We start from the raw sequence: 17376 nt of genomic DNA on the forward strand, positions 1-17376 counted from the left end.
CGCCGGTCAGCCGAACATGATCACTCATGAAGACGGTGCTGGAAGTCCGCGGTGCGCGGCACGATTTCGGCGAAACGCGCGCCCTGGACGGGGTCGACCTGGCGGTCGGTGCCGGTGAGTGCGTCGCGCTGCTCGGGCCGAACGGAGCGGGGAAGACGACCCTGGTGAACCTGGTGACCGGTCTGCTGCACCCCCAAGGCGGCGGCCGGATCCGGATCGTCGGCGGTGACCCGAGGATCGCCGCCACCCGGAAGCACCTCGGCGTCGTGCAGCAGTCCCTCGGGTTCCCGAACACCCTGAAGGTCGCCGAGCTGGTCACCGGCGCCGCCGTGCGCGGCGGCTTACCGCGGGCGGCCGCGGGCCCGGTGATGGCGGAACTGGGCCTGACCGACCTGGCGGGGCGTCGGGCCGCCAAGCTCTCCGGCGGACAGCGGCAGCGGCTGCAACTGGCCATGGCGCTGGTGACCGATCCGGCGCTGCTCGTGCTGGACGAGCCGACCGTCGGCCTCGACGTGCCGGCCCGGCGGCGGTTCTGGCAGGTGCTGGCCGAGCGCCGCGCCCGGGGGACCGGCGTGCTGGTGACCACGCACCTGATCGAAGAGTCCGGGTCGGTCGCCGACCGCGTGGTGGTGCTGAACCGCGGTCGCATCGTGGCCGCGGACCGCCCGGAGGAGCTGATGGCCCGACTGCCCGACCGCACGGTCACCGCGAGGACCGCGCTCGACCCCGCCCGGCTGAGCGAGCTGCCCGGGGTCGTGTCCGTGGGCCGCGACGGCGACCACGTGCGCCTCGGCACCCGCAGCCCGGAGGAGCTGCTGCGCGTGCTCCTCGCTGCGGATCCGGAGCTCACCGACCTCCGCGTCGAGGGGGCCGGGCTGGAAGAAGCCGTGGTCGGCCTGACCGAACGGAGTGCCGCATGAACACCAGGATCTTCGGCGTCGAGGTCGTGGACGAGTTCCGGGCCATCTTCCGGGAGCCCACCGCGCTGTTCTTCTCCATCGTGATGCCGGTCGGGTTCTTCGCGCTCTTCGTTTCGCTGTACGGGAAGATGCCCGTCGGTGCGACCCCGGCCGGCACCGGCATGCTGGCGACCTTCGGGACCTTCGCGGTGCTGTCGGTCTCGTTGACCAACCCGGGCATCGGGGTGGCGGGGGACCGCGAACGCGGCTGGTTGCGGGCGAAACGGGTTTCCGCCGTCCCGATCGGCGTGACGCTGGCCGCGAAGCTGGTCGCGGTGCTGCCCTACTCGGTGGGCGTCCTGCTGGCCATGACCGCCACCGCCGCGCTGACCGGGGCGTTGGACATCTCGGTCGTCGAGCTACTGCGGGTCTTCGCCGTGCTGGTGCTCGGGGCGTTGCCCTTCGCCCTGCTGGGCTTGGCCGTCGGTTTCCAGGCTGGGCCGAATGCCACGGCGGCCATCCTCAACGCGATCCTGTTCCCGTCGGCCGTGCTGTCCGGCCTGTGGATGCCGCTGGAGATCCTGCCCGACTTCTTCGGCCACATCGCGCAGTTCCTGCCGACGTACCACCTGGCACAGCTGGCGCTGGCCCAGCTGTCCGGTGACGCGGTCGTCGGGCACGTGCTCGTGCTGGTCGCCGCGACCTGCGTCACCGCTGCTCTAGCCGCGATGTCGTATCGTCATGCGCGATCATGAGGAACTGCGCGCGGCTGTCCCGCTGGGTCCACCTCGTCTACCTGGCGAACCTGCTGTGGAGCCCGGTCTTCGAACCTGCATCGACCTGGGTGGACTGGGTGCTGGTCGGCATCGCGATCGGCGCGGTCGTCCCGATGTACGCGCTGGTGGAACACCGGCCGGATCGGGCCCGCTGGTGGTGCACCGTGCCGACCGCCGTGCTCGGCGCGGCCTTGACGCCGTTCAACTCCGGCGCGGCGGTGCTGTTCGTTTACGCGGCGGCGTTCGCGGGCGTTTCGGAATCGCGGCGGAACGCGATGCGCTGGCTGGTCGGCCTCTCGGTGCTGATCAGCTTGTTCTCCGTGGTCTCCGCCGTGCCGATGCCCTGGCGGTTGTACGGCCTCATCCCGTCGCTGCTGTTCCTGTGGTTCATCGGGACGATGCAGATCAACTGGGCCGAGCGGGACCGGGCGGCAGCGGAACTGCGGAGCCAGAACGCGCGCATCGAACACCTCGCGACCCTGGCGGAGCGCGAACGCATCGCCAGGGACCTGCACGACCTGCTCGGTCACTCCCTGACAGCCATCGTCGTGCGCTCGCAACTCACGAAAGAGCTCATCGGCCTTGATCCCGAGCGGGCGCGAGGAGAGTCCGCCGAGATCGAACGCAGCGCACGAGCCGCGCTCACCGAGATCCGCGACGCCGTCACCGGCTGGCGGCAGGCGAGCCTCGACACCGAGCTCGAAGCCGCGCGCAACGCGTTGACGAGCCTCGGCGTCGACGTCGTCGTACGACGGGATGAGAAACTGGCGATCGTGGGTTCCACCGAGCACGAACTGGCGTTGGCGCTGCGCGAAGCGGTGACCAACGTCGTCCGGCACGCCAACGCGAAGACCTGCCACATCGGGCTCGAAGCCCAGGACGGCGAGGTGCGGCTGGTGGTCGCCGACGACGGGGTCGGAGGAGTCGCGAAGGAAGGCAACGGCCTGACCGGCATGCGCGAGCGGATCGCCGCGCTGGGCGGCCGGGTGCGGCGCACCGGCTCGGCGGGAACCACCCTGACCGTCGCGGTGCCGCTGCGGGTGGCGACCTGATGGGCGAGGACATCCGGGTCGTGCTCGCCGAGGACCAGGGGATGGTCCTCGGCGCGTTCGCGGCGCTGCTGGACCTGCAGCCGGACATCACGGTGGTGGCGACCGCGGGAACCGGCGACGAGGCGCTCGCCGCCGTCGAGCAGCACCGGCCGCACATCCTGCTCACGGACATCGAAATGCCGGGCCGAACCGGGCTCGAAGTGGCGGCGGAACTGCGCCGGCTCGGCGATCCGGTTCGGGTGCTGATCGTCACGACGTTCGCCCGCAGCGGATACCTGCGGCGCGCGATGGAGAACGGCGTGGCGGGATATCTGCTCAAGGACGCGCCGATCGCGGAACTGGTGACTGCGCTGCGGCGGGTGCACGCGGGGGAACGGGTCGTGGCGCCGGAGCTGGCGGTAGCGGCGTGGGACGGCACGGACCCGCTCACCGACCGGGAACGCGAACTCCTCCGCGAGGTCACGACCGGCGCGAGCAACGCCGAACTGGCGGCCCGCCTGAACCTCGCGGAGGGCACGGTCCGCAACTACCTGTCGACGGCGATGGCCAAACTCGGTGCCAGGAACCGCATCGAAGCCGCCAATACCGCCCGAGACCGAGGCTGGCTCTGACCCAGCCCGAAGAACCCGCGCAACAAGCCCTCTCACCGGCTCGGCACCGGAGTTCTTCCAATCGGCCCCAGGAATGGTCGGTATGATCGAGAAATGCCAATCCGAAAGGACGATGCCGCGTAAGCGGCCGTCGAGGATCCGCCACCAAAGGCGGCGCCCTCGTGCCATGTTTCCGCCGGCGCTCCCACGCGCGGTAACCATCGACCTCGACCGCACCGGGCGCAGCGATGTGAGCCCTCAATTCGTCGCACGCGCTCTCGACCAGTGGGCGAGAGTGTGCCAGCAGTCCCGCCGTGAACTGGCCAATACGGGCAACGATTACACCATCTACCTAGGGCCCGACGCGCGCGACGACCTGCAGCGCCCTCTCGATGCCCTGCCCCGCCGCAGTGCGCCAGCTCCGCAGCCGCATTAGCGCGCTGGATCGAGCTTTCGCGGCGAAAACCCTGCCCGATCCGTTCGCGGACCAGCGGTTACCGTGGTGGCGCCGCAGAATCGCCGACCTCTACGCTGGCTCGACCAACGCTTAGCAAGGGGATGTTCCAGGGCTAAATGCCAAACCTGCGGCGTCAGGGCCCGTGAGTGTTTTTGGGTGCCATAGCACCCAAAAACACTCACGGCCCGTCAGCTTCCAAGCAGGGCGTCGTGGATGTGATCGCCGAGTCGTAGGCGTGCCAATGCGGCATCCGCGTTCAGAATTCCGCGTTGTACGGCATCCCTGGACTTCGTCAGCGTTGCTTTCGAGCGAGCGAGCTGCTGGTGGACTTCTGCGGCGTTCCCGGAGTAGAGCGCGCACAGACCGTCGAACCCGGCGAGACGGTCGGGATCGAAGCAGCCGTACGGGTCGTCTTCGCCGAGCTGATCCATCGTTCGCCACGCCCGCTCCAGTGCTGTCCGTGCCATGTGGTTCTCGCCTGCACGCGAATGGACTTCGGCCCGCACCGCGTGAGCACGCGCTCTGATTGCGTAGCTCGGCCCGTTGTTGGCCTCGCAAACTGCGGACAAGGCGATCTTCGATGCAGCGGACACGCCTTCGGTTCGCGGCGCGACCATCGTGTGGCTGGTCCACACCGCGGCGAGCCGCTGTCGGTCGGGGAGTCGTCCAGCAGCAGCCGCGGCGGTTGTGTAAAGGGTCTTGGCTGCCTTGTCATCGCGCGTCTCGAAAGCGAGGCGGGCCGCGAGGGCGAAGGTGTCCGAAGCGACCCAGAAGGCCAACCGGCAGCGGCCAAGCGGCCCCACTCAGCAATCTGCGGCACGTTTCGACGAGGCGCGATCGTCTCGGCGATCTTCAACGATTTAGCGCACGGATCAATTGCTTGTCACCCTTGTTGCTCACGGTCAAGATGATCCCGCCACCACCTGCAGCCAACTGCTGCGCAGAGCCGTACTCGCCTAAGCCTTCAACACGCGCGAGCGCGTCGGCTTTCTGCACAAGCCTGTCGACCTCGTCGGCCTCACGCTCGTAGGCTTGGGCGGCTTGGGCGGCTGCGTCGGGGTTCATCTTCAGCTTGCCAGCCGAAATCTGCTGCGCTAGCTGGTCGTTCTGCTGCTGGATCGCGCCCGGCGCTGCACTGGCACCGGCGAAGCGACGGCCGAGCCCAGATCCCCAGCTAATTACGCGTCAGCCACCTCGAAGCCCTCTCCGGCGCACGTCGTCCAACCGGGGAGAACCCTAGCGAACCGGACATCCCGCGCGCAGGCGAATCCGAAAGATGATCACATGACCGGACTCATCTCACCTGTTCAGTCCAGCCAGGAAGGACGGCCGCCCATCGAGCCCGAGAGAACACCAGCACCGGACCATCCGGATCCTTCGAGTCCCGAGCCGCAACCACCCCATCACCAGCAGCGACTTCGACGCAGTTTCCGGTGGCCGTGCTGTAGCTGCTCCTGCGCCAAACTCGGGCAGCCCGTGCCGTCACGCCCAATGTGCTCGTCATGTCAGTTCCTTGATCATGTTATGGATGAAGTCAAGAGATTCGCGCGGAGACAAGGCTTTGCTCTGCACGGAGGCAACCGCGTGCAAGTAGCTCCGGATCACGCCGTCGCGTTCGTGCGCCGTCCAGGATGTCACTCCACCGCGTACACGGCTTCGGGGCTCGCTTCGTCGGGCCACTGGATGATCACGAATGAGTCGCCAAGTGCAGCATGAGCATCAGCCGTGAATGGCACGATCTGGACTGTGGCATCGCGGTCGTCGACCACCCGGACGATGAGGTCCAGTATTTCCAAGCGCTATCGCCTAGTTCTGGCACGTCTCCCGCGCGGTGGCCTGAGGAGAGTGCTTAAAGCATCTGTCGTACCGTGTGGAGCCGGTCGTCGGTTCTGGCTGAGGGCATGGCTGCGGCGTAGCGCTGTGCCCGCTCGACGGCGTCGCGGGCGGCATCCAGATCACCGGCTCCGACGTGGGATTCAGCAAGCCACGAAAGATAAAGTGCTACCTCCCTGGCATGATCGGGAGGGTAGTTCGCGACAGCGTTCGACAGGAGTGGTTCGGCATCGTGAGGCCTGCCCAGCTCGATCATGCACCGACCTGCCATGATATCGATCTCGGATCGGTTGAGCCAGTAGACCCATTCTGGCTCAGATCCGGCGTCGCCTCGTCGTTCGTATGAGTCGTTCACGGCATCCAGCGCCTGCCAGGTGCCATGGATGTCTTTGGCCTTGACTGAGGCCCATGCCACGCGTTCGAGCAGGAGTGCGCGAACAACGGGCGTTGCGCCGTCTGCACCCTTCACGGCAGTCCGAGCCAAAAGCGCCGCATCGCGTGGGTTACCGACGTTTGCGACCTGATAACTCAGGCTCGACAACAACTGGGCTCCAAGAACGCGATCGGACGCCTCACCTGCCGCACCCACACCTGAGATGTACAGCCGCTGCGCTTCGGCGTAACGGCCCGCATCGCTTGCGATCCAGCCAGCGAGCTGGGCCAGTTCTCCAACGGTCGTGAACAGACGTCGGCCCACTGGCTCTGAGAAGCTCGCCGACCGCACAAGCCTGTCGGCTTCCCCCAGTTCTTTCGACACAGCAGGCAAGAGATCCCGGCTGGTCACCACATCATCGAGATGACGAAGCTCGATCACGCGGGTTTCCAGCTCCTCCGCCAGTGAATCACCGACCCGCCGGCCGGAGCGGAATTGAACGGCAATCGGTGACTCCGAAACGAGCCATTCATGGGCGATCCGCAACGGATCACTCGGAGCAGGCCGCAACGGCACGCCGAGCACCTGTTCGTAGGCGTCGACCACATCCGGCGCGACCGACCTTTTCCCGGTTTCGACCATGCTCAAGTACGACTTGGCGAAGTGCGTGCGCTGCGCCATCCGAGACAAGCTCAACCCCGCAGCATCGCGGGCAGCCCGCAAGTCGGCACCCGTCGTCATCAGCCTCGCCCCCGTTGTGAACACCAGTGAACAGCCAAACCCTACCGCTTACTGTCCGTGCCTCCGAAACTACTTACAGGCAGTCCTCGCTGATCGTTGCACTTCCAGCGTCCCCCTCCGGAAGTGTTCCCCCGACCGATTGGCGGGGACTGCCCCACCAACTGAACATCGCGAAGCAACGACCGACGGCACCAACGAATAGGGGCTCCCATGACGACGACGCAGGGATGGCTGCGCTACTTCTGGCGACCAGTTCCGGACGACACGAGTTCCTACGGCCTGGTTCGTCATGCGTTCTTCGGCACCAGCGCGGACGCAGGTCCATCCGCGATATCCGTCTGCGACGAGATTTCGCTCTCGCCAAGCCTTCCGAAATCGACTGGATTCACGCTCCGACCTGTTCGCGTTGCAACGAGGCACTGAAGGAGATGAAGGTTCAGATGCCGACGACGACGCATTCCTGCGGGGGCTGCAAGGAAGAAGTCTGCCGGAAGTGCAATTGGACCGGTTCCATCACCATCGTGGACGACTGAACATGTTGGAATGGGCCGACATTTCTGCAGTGGCCGTGCCGGAGACCGTTACTTTCCATAACGGGAAGTCGATCACCTTCTACCGGATACCCGCTGTGCGGAAAGGGCCGCTGATGCGTCGGGACCGGCGCGGCGCGTACCTGGTTTACCTGTACTCGTCGTTCGTATTCCGCTGGTACGCGGGCGAAAGCACCGTCCGGATCTACCACGGCGACATCGACTTCTCCGACGAGTACCCGCTGCCCTGGACCGTTGAGATCGACACCGCCTGGGACCCCACCATCCTCACCCACCGCGCGCAGCAATGGGTACGAGCCCACTGCGCGCAGTTCGAGAAGAAGAAACGAGGCTGACATGCTCGGCGACGACCGCTGGACCGCCCCCGACGGCACCGTGCACATCATCCGGCCCAGCACCAGCCCAGCGCTCACCGCGTGCCGTCAACTCACCGAAGGCGAACCCGCTCGGGCCCGCATCGGTTGCGATGCCTGCGTGCGGGCCGCCGCAGTGGAGCTGGAGAACCAACGACTGGAGCAGATCCGGACCCGGCTCGTGCAGGAACGCGAAGCCGCGCTCAGCGAAGGACCGTGAGGGTGCCGTTTTCGGCTGGTCAGGTCCGGTGAGCGCTTTTCAGGGCTGTAGAGGCTGTTTGGAACTGGTCCTGCCGGGCGGTTCCGCTGCCCGCCCCAGCGGGAGTGGTCTGGTTCTGCCTGCCAACCGGTGTGGGGCGAACGGCCTGTTCACCTCGATAGACGGCACGAACGGTCCGTTCGCTCCGCTCATCCGATGTGAACCCTGGCCAGCCGGCGCTCGTCGTGCTGACTTCCTTCGCCGCGTGGATCTTCTTCGTGGGAAGGCTGCAGTGGTGGCATGGTTTCGCGCAGTCGTGAGTGCGAAAACCGGTAAGAGCCGGTTTTCTCACACCCGACCTGCGGCAACGGCGCCCAGCGCCGGCCGCACGGGAGTTCGAAGACAGGCGCTGACGCTACCCGCACCGCCACGCAAGACAAGGTTGGAAACAAGGCCTCTCTACCGGGTGTCGCGCGGGTGCGGACGTGGTGTCAGGGCCTCCGCGAGGGGCCTCGTCTCCTCGTTGGCGGCGCGCACCGCGTCGGCCACGATCTCGTGGTCCGGCGAGAGGATGCAGACCGGGTCGGTGCGGGCGGCGTCCCCGGTGAGCAGGAACGCTTGGCAGCGGCAGCCGCCGAAGTCGATCTCGCGGCGCGGGCAGCTCCGGCACGGCTCGGGCATCCAGTCGGTGCCGCGGAAGCGCTGGAACACCGGCGATTCCGCCCAGATCCAGGCGAGCGACTTCTCGCGCACGCTCGCGCGCGGCAGCGGCAGGGTGTGCGCGGCGGGGCAGGGGAGGACGTCGCCGTTCGGCGTCACGGTGAGTTGTCGCCGTCCCCAACCGTCCATGCAGGGCTTGGGGTACTGGGAGTAGTAGTCGGGCAGGATGTAGATGATCGTCGTCTTCCCCTCCAGGCGCTTGTTCGCGGCGCGCACGACGGCCGCCGCCCGATCGATCTGCTTCCTGCTGGGCAGGAGCGCGGAGCGGTTGTGCAAGGCCCAGCCGTAGTACTGGGTGTTCGCCAACTCGATGCGGTCGGCGTGCAGTCGCTCGGCCAGGGCGATGATGTCGGAGATGCGGTCGATGTTCATCCGGTGCAGGACGATGTTCAGCGTCAGCGGCCAGCCCAGCTCCTTCACCAGCCGGGCCGCCGCGACCTTGCGTTCGAAGGAGGGCGTGCCCGCGATGCTGTCGGACACGGTCGCCTCGTGGGACTGGATGCTGATCTGCACGTGGTCGAGACCGGCCGCCCGCAGCTGTTCCGCGCGGCGCGGTGAGAGGCCGATCGCGCTCGTGATGAGGTTCGTGTACAGGCCCAACTCGTTGGCGCTGCGTGCGATCTCCACCACGTCCCGGCGCTGCAGCGGCTCGCCGCCCGACATGTGGAGCTGCACGACACCCAGCTCGCGGGCCTCGGTCAGCACCTGCTGCCACTGCCCCGTGGTCAGTTCTTCCCCGTAGTCGGCCAGGTTTAGCGGGTTGGAGCAGTACGGGCAGTGCAGCGGGCACGCATACGTGAGCTCGGCCAGCAAACCGAATGGGCTAGTCATCGTCGACCTCCACGTACCGCTTGGCGGCGAGGCGGCTGAGGAAACCCAGCACCTCGTCGCATGCCACGTGGTCGGACTGGCCACGCAGCTCGGCCACGATCTCGGCGACCGTCCGCCGCCCGTCGCACAGGCCCAGTACGGCCGCGCCGGTCGGGTTCAGGACCGACACCGACTCCGGTGCCAACAGCATGTGCCGCTCGCGCACCTGGTCGAAGACCAGGCGCACGTACGACGCCATCCTGGGGCGGCTCGCCGATTCCACTGCCGTGCTCATAGCGCTCCCGCATCGCCGGAGTCGGGAAAAGCTTGGTCGATGGCATCGAGGATGCTCCAGAGCACTTCGCACTTGAATGACAGCGCCGCCAAGGCGCGCGCCTGCTCGTCGGCCGAGCGGCAGTGCTCGGTCACCACCTGCAGGGCGTGTTCGGCGTCGCGGGGCGCTTGGGCCAGGCGGGACCGGAAGTAGCCGAGTCCGTCGCGGTCGATCCAGGGGTAGCGGCGTTCGAACGCGGCGAGCCGGTCGGCCATCAGGTCCGGCGCGAAGAGCTCGGTCAGCGAGGACGCCACCGCCTCGACCCACGGCCGCGTGCGGGCGAAGTTCACGTACGCGTCGACGGCGAACCGCACCCCGGGGACGAGATGGCGCTCGTCGAGCACCTCCTCCCGGGCCAGCCCCACCGCCTCGGCCAGGCGCAGCCAGGCGCCGATGCCGCCTTCGTCGCCAGTCGTGCCGTCGTGGTCGAGGACTCGCAGGACCCACCGCCGGCGCACTTCGCGATCCGGGCAGTTGGCGAGGATGGCGGCATCCTTGCGGGGGATGTTCGCCTGGTAGTAGAAGCGGTTCGCCACCCATCCCCGGATCTGCCGACGGCTCAGCCGCCCCTCGTTCATCTTGACGTGGAACGGGTGCTGGTCGTGGTAGCGCCGCGACTGGGCGCGCAGCTGCGCGGTGAAGCTGCCGGTGTCGGTAAGCGTCGTCACGCCACTCGCACCTCCAATCCGTCCGCGGCCACTTCCATGCCGCGCTGCTCGACGGCACGCCGCTCGGGTGCGTCGTCCAGCAGGATCGGGTTGGTGTTGTTGATGTGGATGTAGATCTTGCGCTCGATGGGCAGTGGTGACAGCTGTTCGAGGCTGCCCCCGGGGTCCCCGATCGGCAGGTGTCCCATGTCGCGCGCCGTCTTCCGGGCCAAGCCGAGCCGGATCAGCTCGTCGTCGTGCCAGCAGGTCCCGTCGACGAGCAGGCAGCTGCAGTCATCCAGCTCCGCGAGCACTTCGGCGGTGAGCTCCTGCACCCCCGGCAGGTACACCACCGCCCGGCCGCTGGACTCGTCGGTCAGCCGGTAGCCCACGACCCGTCCCTGCTCGCGGCCTGCCCTGAAGCGGGGCGGTTTACTGGTGGGGACGTTGAAGGCCCGGTAGGAAAGCCCGCCCTCCAGGCGCACGTCGGCGCCCGGAACGACCGGTCGCCAGGTGACCTGGCAGTAGGCCTCAAGCGTTCGCAGCACTGCCGTCCCATCGCACAACGTCTCCCGCACTGCGGGCGTGGCGTGCAGCTCGATGGCTTTCGCCTCCCGCAACAGCAACATGCCGAGCGTGTGGTCGATCTCGGCGTCGGTGAGCAGCACCGCGCGCAGCGGTGTCGCTCGCCCGCAGTCCGGCTGCAGGGCGGCGAAGGCCTCGATCTGGGTTCGGACGTCGGGAGATACGTTGAACAGGAACCACTTCCGGTAGTCGCCGCTCACCGCGATCGCCGACTGGGTGCGCGGCCGGCAGGGCCGGGAACCGTCGCGGACGGCGCGGCAGTTCGGGCAGGCGCAGTTCCACTGCGGAAAGCCGCCGCCCGCTGCCGATCCGAGCACCCGCATCCACATTCCGCTCCTCCTCCCGTGCTTTCGGCACCAGTGCCGAACGCGGCCGTGAGTCTTCTGGGCTCCTGTAGCAACCCAGCAGACTCACGACCCGGGCGCCGGACTCGACCCCGGCGCCCGTGCCTCAGCCGCTGGTCCTCCGGCCGCTAGTCCTCCCATCGCGCGACGTACATGTACATCGTCACTTCGGATGTGCACTGGAGCTCCTCGAACTCCGGTGGCTCCCAGTCGACTTCGGCGAACTCGGGGGGCTCCCATTCAAGAGTTGGCCGAGTTGCAACGGATTCCATGACTGCACCTCCTCCCTGCGGATTTCCGGCCCGAATCCGGGACTATTCCTGCGGAAGCGCGAAGGCGAAGAGGGCGTCCCCGTGGGGTGCGCCGAGCATCCCGGGTAGGAATCCTTCGACCCAAGCGCCCCACCCGAGCGGCACGGCCAGGTACTGCCTGCCGTCGATGCTGTAGGTCGTGGGGCTGCTGTGGTGGCCGCATCCCGTCTGGAACTGCCACAGCAGCTCGCCGGTGCGCGCGTCGAACGCGTTGAACTCCCCGGTGGGTTCGCCTGCGAACACCAGGTCCCCGCCGGTGGCCAGCACCGAACCGCACATCGGCACGTCGTTGCGCCAGCGCCACACCTCGTTGCCGTTGGACGGATCGAAGGCCGACACCGACCCCGCCATGTCGTCGGAGTCCACGGTGACGCTCGCACCCCAGTAGGGGATGCTCTCCTTGAACTCCCGGCGCCGACGCGTGACCGACGCGCCGACGTCCTGGACCGGGACGTAGCACAGCTGCGTCCGCGGGCTGTACGCCGCGTGCGTCCATTCCTTCCCGCCGGCGGGCCCCGGCCAGAAGTGGACCTCTTCCCCTTCCTTCTCGGGATAGATCTTGGGCGTCACCTTGCCGTTCGGGTCGATCTCGCCCCACGTGATGCGGTCGACGAAGGGCGACACCCGGACCAGTTCGCCGTTCGTGCGGTCGAGGACGAAGAAGTACCCGTTCTTGTCGAAGTGCGCCAGCAGCTTGCGCCCGTCCAGCTCGAAGAGGATGTGTTCCATCGTGCTGTCGTAGTCCCACAGGTCGTGCGGGTTGTACTGGTAGTGCCAGCGGATCTCGCCGTTGTCCGGGTCTACGGCGATGACGCTGTCGGTGTACAGGTTGTCGCCCTCGCGGATGCCCCCGTCGAAGTCGGGTGCCGGGTTGCCGGTTCCCCAGTACATGAGGTTCAGCTCCGGGTCGAAGGTGCCCGTGACCCAGCAGTTGCCGCCGCCCCGCGTCCAGGCCGGACCGTCCGGCCAGGTTTCGGAGCCTCGCTCGCCCGGCTTCGGCACGGTGTAGCACCGCCAGACGTGCCGCCCGGTGTCCAGTTCGAAGGCGTCCAGGTGGCCGCGCACGCCGAATTCCCCGCCGGAGCTCCCGACGACGACCATGTCCTTGACGACCAGCGGCGCGACCGTGGCGCTCTCGCCGGCCCGCACGTCGCCGTACGTCACGTCCCAGACGAGCTCGCCGTTGGTGGCGTCGAGCGCGATCACGTGGGCGTTGAGCGTGACGACGAAGACCTTCCCCTTCGCCACCGCGACCCCGCGGTTCACGTTGCCGCAGCACAGCGACGTGTCGTAGGGGATGGCGTGCTTGTACCGCCACAGCTCCTGCCCGGTCCGGCCATCGATGGCCCACACGAAGCCGTCCCACCCGGAGACGAACATGATGCCGTCCACGACGATCGGGGCGGCCTCGAACGAGTAGGTCGATGGGCCCGCGTGGAGACCGGCCGACCCGGACTGGAACACCCATGCGGGAGCGAGGCGCTTGACGTTCTCAGTGTTGATCTGGTCCAGCGGGCTGTACCGCTGCCCGTCGTAGGTGCCGTAGTAGGTGAGCCAGTTCTGCGGTTCCGAGCGGGCCTGCAGAATGCGTTCGTACGTGACGTCCTGGACCACCGGCGGCGCAATGCCAGCCAGGCCGCTCAGCGATGCCTGGCCGACGGCCCGCCCTGCATCCACGTATTCCGTCATCACCCGCTCCTTCCTATGGTCGTGGCTGGTCCGGGCGGTCGAGGCGGGCCTGCTGCGGGACGTCGCCCAGCACGACGATCGCCCCGATCAGGCCGCGGCCCTCGTCGTTGCCGATGGGCGAGCTGTACCAGTAGTAGCCCGGGCCGCCGAGGTTCAGCGCGGCGGTTCCCCGGGAGTGGATCGGCAACCAGATGAACTGGCTGTCACCGTTGCTCGGAAAGAGCGCGCAATGCGTGTTCTGGTCGTCGTTGAAGATCTCGAGGTCCAGGTCACCCCCGTGCGGCAGGACGAGGATCGCGGGATCCCAGACCAGCTCGTCCGGCGGAATCCGGATCTGGGCGTGCATCCGGCCGTCCGCGCCCTCCTCGGCGTAACCGAGGTTGCCGTGGGCTATCAACCGGCCGAGCGTCGCCTTGTTCTGCTTGTCCAATCCGAGCTTGCTCACGAGCGCCGACAGATCTTCCGCGGTTGCCATCGGCCTCATCTCCTAATCCCGAATGCTCCGCCGTGCGGTGCGCCCGCCGGTGGACGACGGGTTCGTGCTTGAATTCCCAAGCGATTGGTTCCGGGTGGCGGTCGATCGGGACTGCCGCCCGGAAAACGGTTTGTGGGGAACGAGAATCATCCCGTTCCCGGTCGCCGCGCCGTTCCCCGAACCGGCTTCCGGCGTTGAGAGCGCCGACGAGCTTCAGCGCAGAAACCGGTTCTGGCCGACCGCCGGCTGACTGCTCGCGATCGGATCAGTCGAGAACTCCCCAACGGCAACCGCGGAGCGAGCGGGCCGGGTATCGCAGGGAGGCCGCCGACACCGGTTGCGCCCGGCGCAACCCGCACGGCCAGCCCCGTCTGGACCACCCGACACCTCCCGCCGCGTGTGTCCTACCGCACGTGAAGGGTAACTCCGCTGCCGCGCTTGCGTAAGTCGCCGAAGCCGGTGTGCACGCTGGCGCACGGGCCGGATTGCCCGATCCCACAACATCATTCGCTCGCGGCTCGGGGCGGATCCGGTGGCTGGAGCCCGATCGGCGCGGGGCCCGGCACCGCGGCTTCCTCCTGGCGTGCTGGGGGGACGGGTGTGGCCGGGACCGGTTCCGGTGGTTCGGCGTAGACGTACTTGCCGCCGCGCAGCCAGGATGCGATGGCGGCCACCAGGCAGGCGGCCACCGCGAATCCGAACGCGATGGCCAGCCCCTGGGAGAACGGCGGGGAGATCAGCGCGGGGAAGAAGCTCCGGCCGGTGAGGTACGCGGCGTGGTCGGCGGGCAGCTGCTGGAGCGCGCTCGGGCCGAGCAGGGACTGGATCGGGTTGTACCCAAGCAGCGCGGCGAACAGGACCGCAACAGGCGGAAGGCCCGCCACACGCGTTGCGTCCGCGGTGGGCACGCCTTGCGCGATCAACCCGCTGGACAGCGTTTGCGGCAGCGTCTGGGCCAGACCGGAGATCATCAGACTGAAGAACACCCCGATGGACAGCACCATCGCCGAGTTCTGGAACGTCGTGCTCATGCCCGCGCCCACGCCCCGCCGCTGCGGCGGCAGGCTGTTCATGATGGCTGCCCGGTTCGGCGCGGCGAACAGGCCCATGCCGATCCCGTTGAGTAGCAGGATGCAGGCGAACGCCGGGTAGTGGAAGTTCGCCGGGAGCAACGCCAGCAGCACGAAGCTCGCCGCTGCCACCAGCATCCCGCCGGTGGCGAAGGGCCGCGCACCCCACCGGTCGGACAACCACCCCGACACCGGGCCCGCCACCAGGAACCCGATGGTCATCGGAAGCATGTAGATGCCCGCCCACAGGGGAGTGGACTCGAAACCGTAACCGTGCTGCGGCAACCAGATGCCCTGCAACCAGATCACGAGGACGAACATCAGCCCGCCGCGGCCGATGCCGGAGAGCAGGTTGGCGATGTTCCCGGCGGTGAACGCCCGGATCCGGAACAGCGACAGACGGAACATCGGTTCCGCCACGCGGGTTTCGACCACGCAGAACACCGCGAGCACCAGCAGCCCGGCGGCCATCGTGGCCAGCACCCGCGGATTGGTCCAGCCCATGACGTGGCCGTCGTAGGGCTGGATGCCGTAGGTGATTGCCACCAGGACGGCGACCAGCCCGATCGCGAAGGTCAGGTTGCCCCACCAGTCCGGCCGCGAATGCTCGGTGATGCCGGTGTCGCGTAGCTTCCAGTACGCCCAGCAGGTGCCGAACAACCCGACCGGGACCGACACCAGGAAGACCAGGTGCCACTGCACCGGTGCCAGCAGCCCGCCGAGGATCAGGCCGATGAACGACCCCGCGATGCCCGCCACCTGGTTCAGACCCAACGCCAATCCGCGTTGCTGGACGGGGAAGACGTCGGTGAGGATCGCGCTGGAGTTCGCCATCAGCATCGCGCCGCCGACCCCTTGCAGCACGCGCATGCCGATCAGCCACAGCGCGCCGGCCGTGCCTTGCATCCACGTCACCGACAGCAGCACGGAGAACACCGTGAACACGGCGAAACCGGCGTTGTACATGCGGACTCGGCCGATCATGTCGCCCAGGCGCCCGAAGGTGACCACCAGCACCGCGGTGACCACCAGGTAGCCCAGGATCAGCCAAAGCAGCAGGCCGGTGTTGCCGGGCTCCAACGGGTTGATCCGGATGCCGCGGAAGATGTCCGGCAACGCGATGATCAGGATCGACATGTTGATCGTCACCATCAGCACGCCCAGCGTGGTGTTGGACAGCGCGATCCACTTGTAGTGCGGGCCGACCGGGTCCTCTCCGGCCCGCGGACGTCGTGCCGGGAGCGGGTCCACCGGCAGCTCGGCCGGCTCCGATGACGATGCCATCGCCATCACTTCCCTCACCAGGAGAAGTATTTACTGCACGAAACTAACCTTACTGTTGGTTGCGTCGTGCAACAAGTGGGCGGCGGTGATCAGCCGTGCGGATAGGGCACCAGGCCGTCCAGTGCTTCGTCTGCGGCCGCGAGCTTCGTCAGACGCCACAAGGCCTTGGCGGCCCCGTCGACATCTCGTGGGTCGAGCTGCCCCAGCAAGCGGGAGAGGGTTTCGCGCCGGGACGCCAGCACGCGGTGTACCAGCTCGTCGCCCGCCGCGGTGAGGGCGAGCGTGACCACGCTGCGGTTGTCCGGTTCGCGAGTCCGGGAGAGCAGGCCGACGAGCTCCAAGCGGTCGCCTAGACGCGTCACCGATGAGGCGTTCAGCCCCAGGGCCGCCGCGGCCCGCGTAGACGGAAGCGGTCCTCTGTCCGCGAGCGCCGCGAGGAGCCGGAACTGCGGGAGGGTCACGGTTTCGCCCGCCAGGCTCCTGGTCGCGAGCCCCACCAACATGCGCGTCGCCGCTTCGAACGCGTCGATGGCGTCCGCGTGGCGCTTCCTGGGCGTGGCATCCCGGGAGGGCGAAGACTTCATGAGAACAAGACTTGCATGCTGCAAATCCGCATGTCAAGCTGGGTTTAGCACCGAAATGTGTTGGGGAGGTGCATCATGACGAGCCAGCAGATTCCCATCGCGGGACACCCCGATCTGACGGAGCTCCGGTCCCGCTACGAGCACATCGCCGAGACCCCCATCGCGCAGGCCGCGTACGGCTTGATGGTTTTGGCCGGGCTGTACGTCGCCCTGTCGCCGTGGATCGTCGGCTTCGCGGGCATGAGCCCGCTCGCGGTCAACAACCTGATCATCGGTCTCACCGTCGCCGGACTGGCGGTCGGCTACGTCTCGGCCTTCGGCCGGCTGCACGGCGTCGCGTGGCTGGTCCCCGTCCTCGGGGTGTGGACGATCATCGCGGAATGGGTCATGAGCGGTGCGGTCGCGACGATGCCGGTCGTGATCAGCAACGTGGTCAGCGGCGCCATCGTGGTGCTGCTGGGGATCGCGGCCGCAGGCCTGGTCCTGCAGCACCGCTGAAGTCCGGCGAAGCGGTGCGCCCGCCGGCGAAGCGGTGCGCCCGGTGACCGCCGGCATGCGAATGCCGGTGGTCACCACCGTGATCGCCACGTCCCGGCGCGCAGTCCTGAACACCGCGCCCGACGACGCGGACCTGGGTTCCGTCACCCGGGGTGGGCGCAATTTCGCGAGAAATTGCGCCCACCCCGGGTGACGGGGGGC

The 17376-nt window shown here is 67.8% G+C and carries 22 protein-coding genes; 8 read left to right on the forward strand and 14 right to left on the reverse strand.

The genetic code is table 11. The features are described from left to right. The first annotated feature begins 26 nt into the window (after window positions 1–26). From DL519_RS43230 to DL519_RS43245, 4 genes are read left to right on the forward strand one after another with little or no spacing between them, the layout of a single operon-like run. A complete protein-coding gene (locus DL519_RS43230) occupies window positions 27–920 on the forward strand; it encodes an ABC transporter ATP-binding protein (protein WP_190823520.1) in 894 nt (297 codons plus the stop codon). After that, window positions 917–1654, forward strand: a complete 738-nt coding sequence (locus tag DL519_RS43235) for an ABC transporter permease (RefSeq protein WP_190823521.1) — start codon at window positions 917–919, stop codon at window positions 1652–1654. The genes DL519_RS43230 and DL519_RS43235 overlap by 4 nt, the downstream gene beginning before the upstream one ends. Beyond that, window positions 1651–2727 (forward strand): sensor histidine kinase, encoded by a 1077-nt coding sequence (locus tag DL519_RS43240; protein WP_190823522.1) that lies wholly within the window; start codon window positions 1651–1653, stop codon window positions 2725–2727. Before DL519_RS43235 ends, DL519_RS43240 begins: the two co-directional genes overlap by 4 nt. Further along, window positions 2727–3338, forward strand: coding sequence for a response regulator transcription factor (locus DL519_RS43245; protein ID WP_190823523.1), 612 nt, complete (start codon window positions 2727–2729; stop codon window positions 3336–3338). The genes DL519_RS43240 and DL519_RS43245 overlap by 1 nt, the downstream gene beginning before the upstream one ends. A gap of 624 nt (window positions 3339–3962) precedes the next feature. On the opposite strand, the gene DL519_RS43250 is transcribed toward DL519_RS43245, so the two are convergent. From DL519_RS43250 to DL519_RS43270, 5 genes are all read right to left on the reverse strand, one after another. After that, entirely contained in the window at window positions 3963–4241 is a 279-nt protein-coding gene (locus tag DL519_RS43250; RefSeq protein WP_190823524.1) for a hypothetical protein, read from the reverse strand. Between the two features lie 385 nt (window positions 4242–4626). Beyond that, the gene (locus DL519_RS48070; RefSeq protein WP_223840148.1) at window positions 4627–4839 is read right to left on the reverse strand and encodes a hypothetical protein; all 213 of its coding nucleotides are present in this window, start codon (window positions 4837–4839) and stop codon (window positions 4627–4629) included. Between the two features lie 229 nt (window positions 4840–5068). Continuing rightward, complete coding sequence (locus DL519_RS43260) at window positions 5069–5278, reverse strand: DUF397 domain-containing protein (RefSeq protein ID WP_190823525.1); 210 nt, start codon at window positions 5276–5278, stop codon at window positions 5069–5071. A gap of 130 nt (window positions 5279–5408) precedes the next feature. Beyond that, window positions 5409–5570, reverse strand: coding sequence for a Scr1 family TA system antitoxin-like transcriptional regulator (locus DL519_RS43265; protein WP_190823526.1), 162 nt, complete (start codon window positions 5568–5570; stop codon window positions 5409–5411). A gap of 53 nt (window positions 5571–5623) precedes the next feature. Continuing rightward, window positions 5624–6721, reverse strand: a complete 1098-nt coding sequence (locus tag DL519_RS43270) for a helix-turn-helix domain-containing protein (RefSeq protein WP_223840149.1) — start codon at window positions 6719–6721, stop codon at window positions 5624–5626. A 535-nt stretch (window positions 6722–7256) separates the two neighbouring features. Between DL519_RS43270 and DL519_RS43275 the strand changes: the two genes are divergently transcribed. Next, entirely contained in the window at window positions 7257–7607 is a 351-nt protein-coding gene (locus tag DL519_RS43275; RefSeq protein ID WP_223840150.1) for a hypothetical protein, read from the forward strand. A 1-nt stretch (window position 7608) separates the two neighbouring features. Then, window positions 7609–7845 (forward strand): hypothetical protein, encoded by a 237-nt coding sequence (locus DL519_RS43280; RefSeq protein ID WP_190823529.1) that lies wholly within the window; start codon window positions 7609–7611, stop codon window positions 7843–7845. A 438-nt stretch (window positions 7846–8283) separates the two neighbouring features. Here DL519_RS43280 and pqqE read toward each other — a convergent pair whose 3' ends face one another. The 7 genes from pqqE to DL519_RS43315 form a co-directional block, all read right to left on the reverse strand. Next, entirely contained in the window at window positions 8284–9375 is a 1092-nt protein-coding gene (pqqE, locus tag DL519_RS43285) for a pyrroloquinoline quinone biosynthesis protein PqqE (RefSeq protein WP_190823530.1), read from the reverse strand. Beyond that, entirely contained in the window at window positions 9368–9649 is a 282-nt protein-coding gene (gene pqqD, locus DL519_RS43290) for a pyrroloquinoline quinone biosynthesis peptide chaperone PqqD (RefSeq protein WP_190823531.1), read from the reverse strand. Before pqqD ends, pqqE begins: the two co-directional genes overlap by 8 nt. Continuing rightward, window positions 9646–10356 (reverse strand): pyrroloquinoline-quinone synthase PqqC, encoded by a 711-nt coding sequence (gene pqqC, locus DL519_RS43295; RefSeq protein ID WP_190823532.1) that lies wholly within the window; start codon window positions 10354–10356, stop codon window positions 9646–9648. Before pqqC ends, pqqD begins: the two co-directional genes overlap by 4 nt. After that, window positions 10353–11249: a pyrroloquinoline quinone biosynthesis protein PqqB gene (gene pqqB / locus DL519_RS43300; RefSeq protein WP_190823533.1), complete on the reverse strand. Its 897-nt coding sequence runs from the start codon at window positions 11247–11249 to the stop codon at window positions 10353–10355. The genes pqqC and pqqB overlap by 4 nt, the downstream gene beginning before the upstream one ends. Before the next feature lie 143 nt (window positions 11250–11392). Beyond that, on the reverse strand, window positions 11393–11536 hold the full coding sequence (pqqA, locus tag DL519_RS43305; protein ID WP_190823534.1) for a pyrroloquinoline quinone precursor peptide PqqA: 144 nt from the start codon (window positions 11534–11536) through the stop codon (window positions 11393–11395). Between the two features lie 42 nt (window positions 11537–11578). Continuing rightward, window positions 11579–13264, reverse strand: a complete 1686-nt coding sequence (locus DL519_RS43310; protein ID WP_190823535.1) for a PQQ-dependent dehydrogenase, methanol/ethanol family — start codon at window positions 13262–13264, stop codon at window positions 11579–11581. A 13-nt stretch (window positions 13265–13277) separates the two neighbouring features. Next, complete coding sequence (locus tag DL519_RS43315; RefSeq protein WP_397545029.1) at window positions 13278–13748, reverse strand: MSMEG_3727 family PQQ-associated protein; 471 nt, start codon at window positions 13746–13748, stop codon at window positions 13278–13280. 40 nt (window positions 13749–13788) lie between these two features. Between DL519_RS43315 and DL519_RS43320 the strand changes: the two genes are divergently transcribed. Next, entirely contained in the window at window positions 13789–13989 is a 201-nt protein-coding gene (locus tag DL519_RS43320; RefSeq protein WP_190823537.1) for a hypothetical protein, read from the forward strand. 253 nt (window positions 13990–14242) lie between these two features. On the opposite strand, the gene DL519_RS43325 is transcribed toward DL519_RS43320, so the two are convergent. Next, on the reverse strand, window positions 14243–16099 hold the full coding sequence (locus DL519_RS43325) for an MFS transporter (RefSeq protein ID WP_190824572.1): 1857 nt from the start codon (window positions 16097–16099) through the stop codon (window positions 14243–14245). A gap of 83 nt (window positions 16100–16182) precedes the next feature. Then, entirely contained in the window at window positions 16183–16677 is a 495-nt protein-coding gene (locus DL519_RS43330; protein WP_190823538.1) for a MarR family winged helix-turn-helix transcriptional regulator, read from the reverse strand. A 75-nt stretch (window positions 16678–16752) separates the two neighbouring features. Here DL519_RS43330 and DL519_RS43335 point away from each other — a divergent pair, with 75 nt between their 5' ends. Beyond that, the gene (locus DL519_RS43335; RefSeq protein WP_190823539.1) at window positions 16753–17175 is read left to right on the forward strand and encodes an SPW repeat protein; all 423 of its coding nucleotides are present in this window, start codon (window positions 16753–16755) and stop codon (window positions 17173–17175) included. The last annotated feature ends 201 nt before the right edge of the window (window positions 17176–17376 follow it).

It is taken from the genome of Saccharopolyspora pogona (assembly GCF_014697215.1).
Classification (GTDB): Bacteria; Actinomycetota; Actinomycetes; order Mycobacteriales; family Pseudonocardiaceae; genus Saccharopolyspora; species Saccharopolyspora hattusasensis.

What these genes read in the sequence shown, in the direction of transcription:
- DL519_RS43230 (WP_190823520.1), top strand. Translation starts at nt 27, where the DNA reads ATGAAGACGGTGCTGGAAGTCCGCGGTGCGCGGCACGATTTCGGCGAA.
- DL519_RS43235 (WP_190823521.1), top strand. Translation starts at nt 917, where the DNA reads ATGAACACCAGGATCTTCGGCGTCGAGGTCGTGGACGAGTTCCGGGCC.
- DL519_RS43240 (WP_190823522.1), top strand. Translation starts at nt 1,651, where the DNA reads ATGAGGAACTGCGCGCGGCTGTCCCGCTGGGTCCACCTCGTCTACCTG.
- DL519_RS43245 (WP_190823523.1), top strand. Translation starts at nt 2,727, where the DNA reads ATGGGCGAGGACATCCGGGTCGTGCTCGCCGAGGACCAGGGGATGGTC.
- DL519_RS43250 (WP_190823524.1), bottom strand. Translation starts at nt 4,241, where the DNA reads ATGGCACGGACAGCACTGGAGCGGGCGTGGCGAACGATGGATCAGCTC.
- DL519_RS48070 (WP_223840148.1), bottom strand. Translation starts at nt 4,839, where the DNA reads ATGAACCCCGACGCAGCCGCCCAAGCCGCCCAAGCCTACGAGCGTGAG.
- DL519_RS43260 (WP_190823525.1), bottom strand. Translation starts at nt 5,278, where the DNA reads ATGACGAGCACATTGGGCGTGACGGCACGGGCTGCCCGAGTTTGGCGC.
- DL519_RS43270 (WP_223840149.1), bottom strand. Translation starts at nt 6,721, where the DNA reads ATGACGACGGGTGCCGACTTGCGGGCTGCCCGCGATGCTGCGGGGTTG.
- DL519_RS43275 (WP_223840150.1), top strand. Translation starts at nt 7,257, where the DNA reads ATGTTGGAATGGGCCGACATTTCTGCAGTGGCCGTGCCGGAGACCGTT.
- DL519_RS43280 (WP_190823529.1), top strand. Translation starts at nt 7,609, where the DNA reads ATGCTCGGCGACGACCGCTGGACCGCCCCCGACGGCACCGTGCACATC.
- pqqE (WP_190823530.1), bottom strand. Translation starts at nt 9,375, where the DNA reads ATGACTAGCCCATTCGGTTTGCTGGCCGAGCTCACGTATGCGTGCCCG.
- pqqD (WP_190823531.1), bottom strand. Translation starts at nt 9,649, where the DNA reads ATGAGCACGGCAGTGGAATCGGCGAGCCGCCCCAGGATGGCGTCGTAC.
- pqqB (WP_190823533.1), bottom strand. Translation starts at nt 11,249, where the DNA reads ATGTGGATGCGGGTGCTCGGATCGGCAGCGGGCGGCGGCTTTCCGCAG.
- pqqA (WP_190823534.1), bottom strand. Translation starts at nt 11,536, where the DNA reads ATGGAATCCGTTGCAACTCGGCCAACTCTTGAATGGGAGCCCCCCGAG.
- DL519_RS43310 (WP_190823535.1), bottom strand. Translation starts at nt 13,264, where the DNA reads ATGACGGAATACGTGGATGCAGGGCGGGCCGTCGGCCAGGCATCGCTG.
- DL519_RS43315 (WP_397545029.1), bottom strand. Translation starts at nt 13,748, where the DNA reads ATGAGGCCGATGGCAACCGCGGAAGATCTGTCGGCGCTCGTGAGCAAG.
- DL519_RS43325 (WP_190824572.1), bottom strand. Translation starts at nt 16,099, where the DNA reads ATGGCGATGGCATCGTCATCGGAGCCGGCCGAGCTGCCGGTGGACCCG.
- DL519_RS43330 (WP_190823538.1), bottom strand. Translation starts at nt 16,677, where the DNA reads ATGAAGTCTTCGCCCTCCCGGGATGCCACGCCCAGGAAGCGCCACGCG.
- DL519_RS43335 (WP_190823539.1), top strand. Translation starts at nt 16,753, where the DNA reads ATGACGAGCCAGCAGATTCCCATCGCGGGACACCCCGATCTGACGGAG.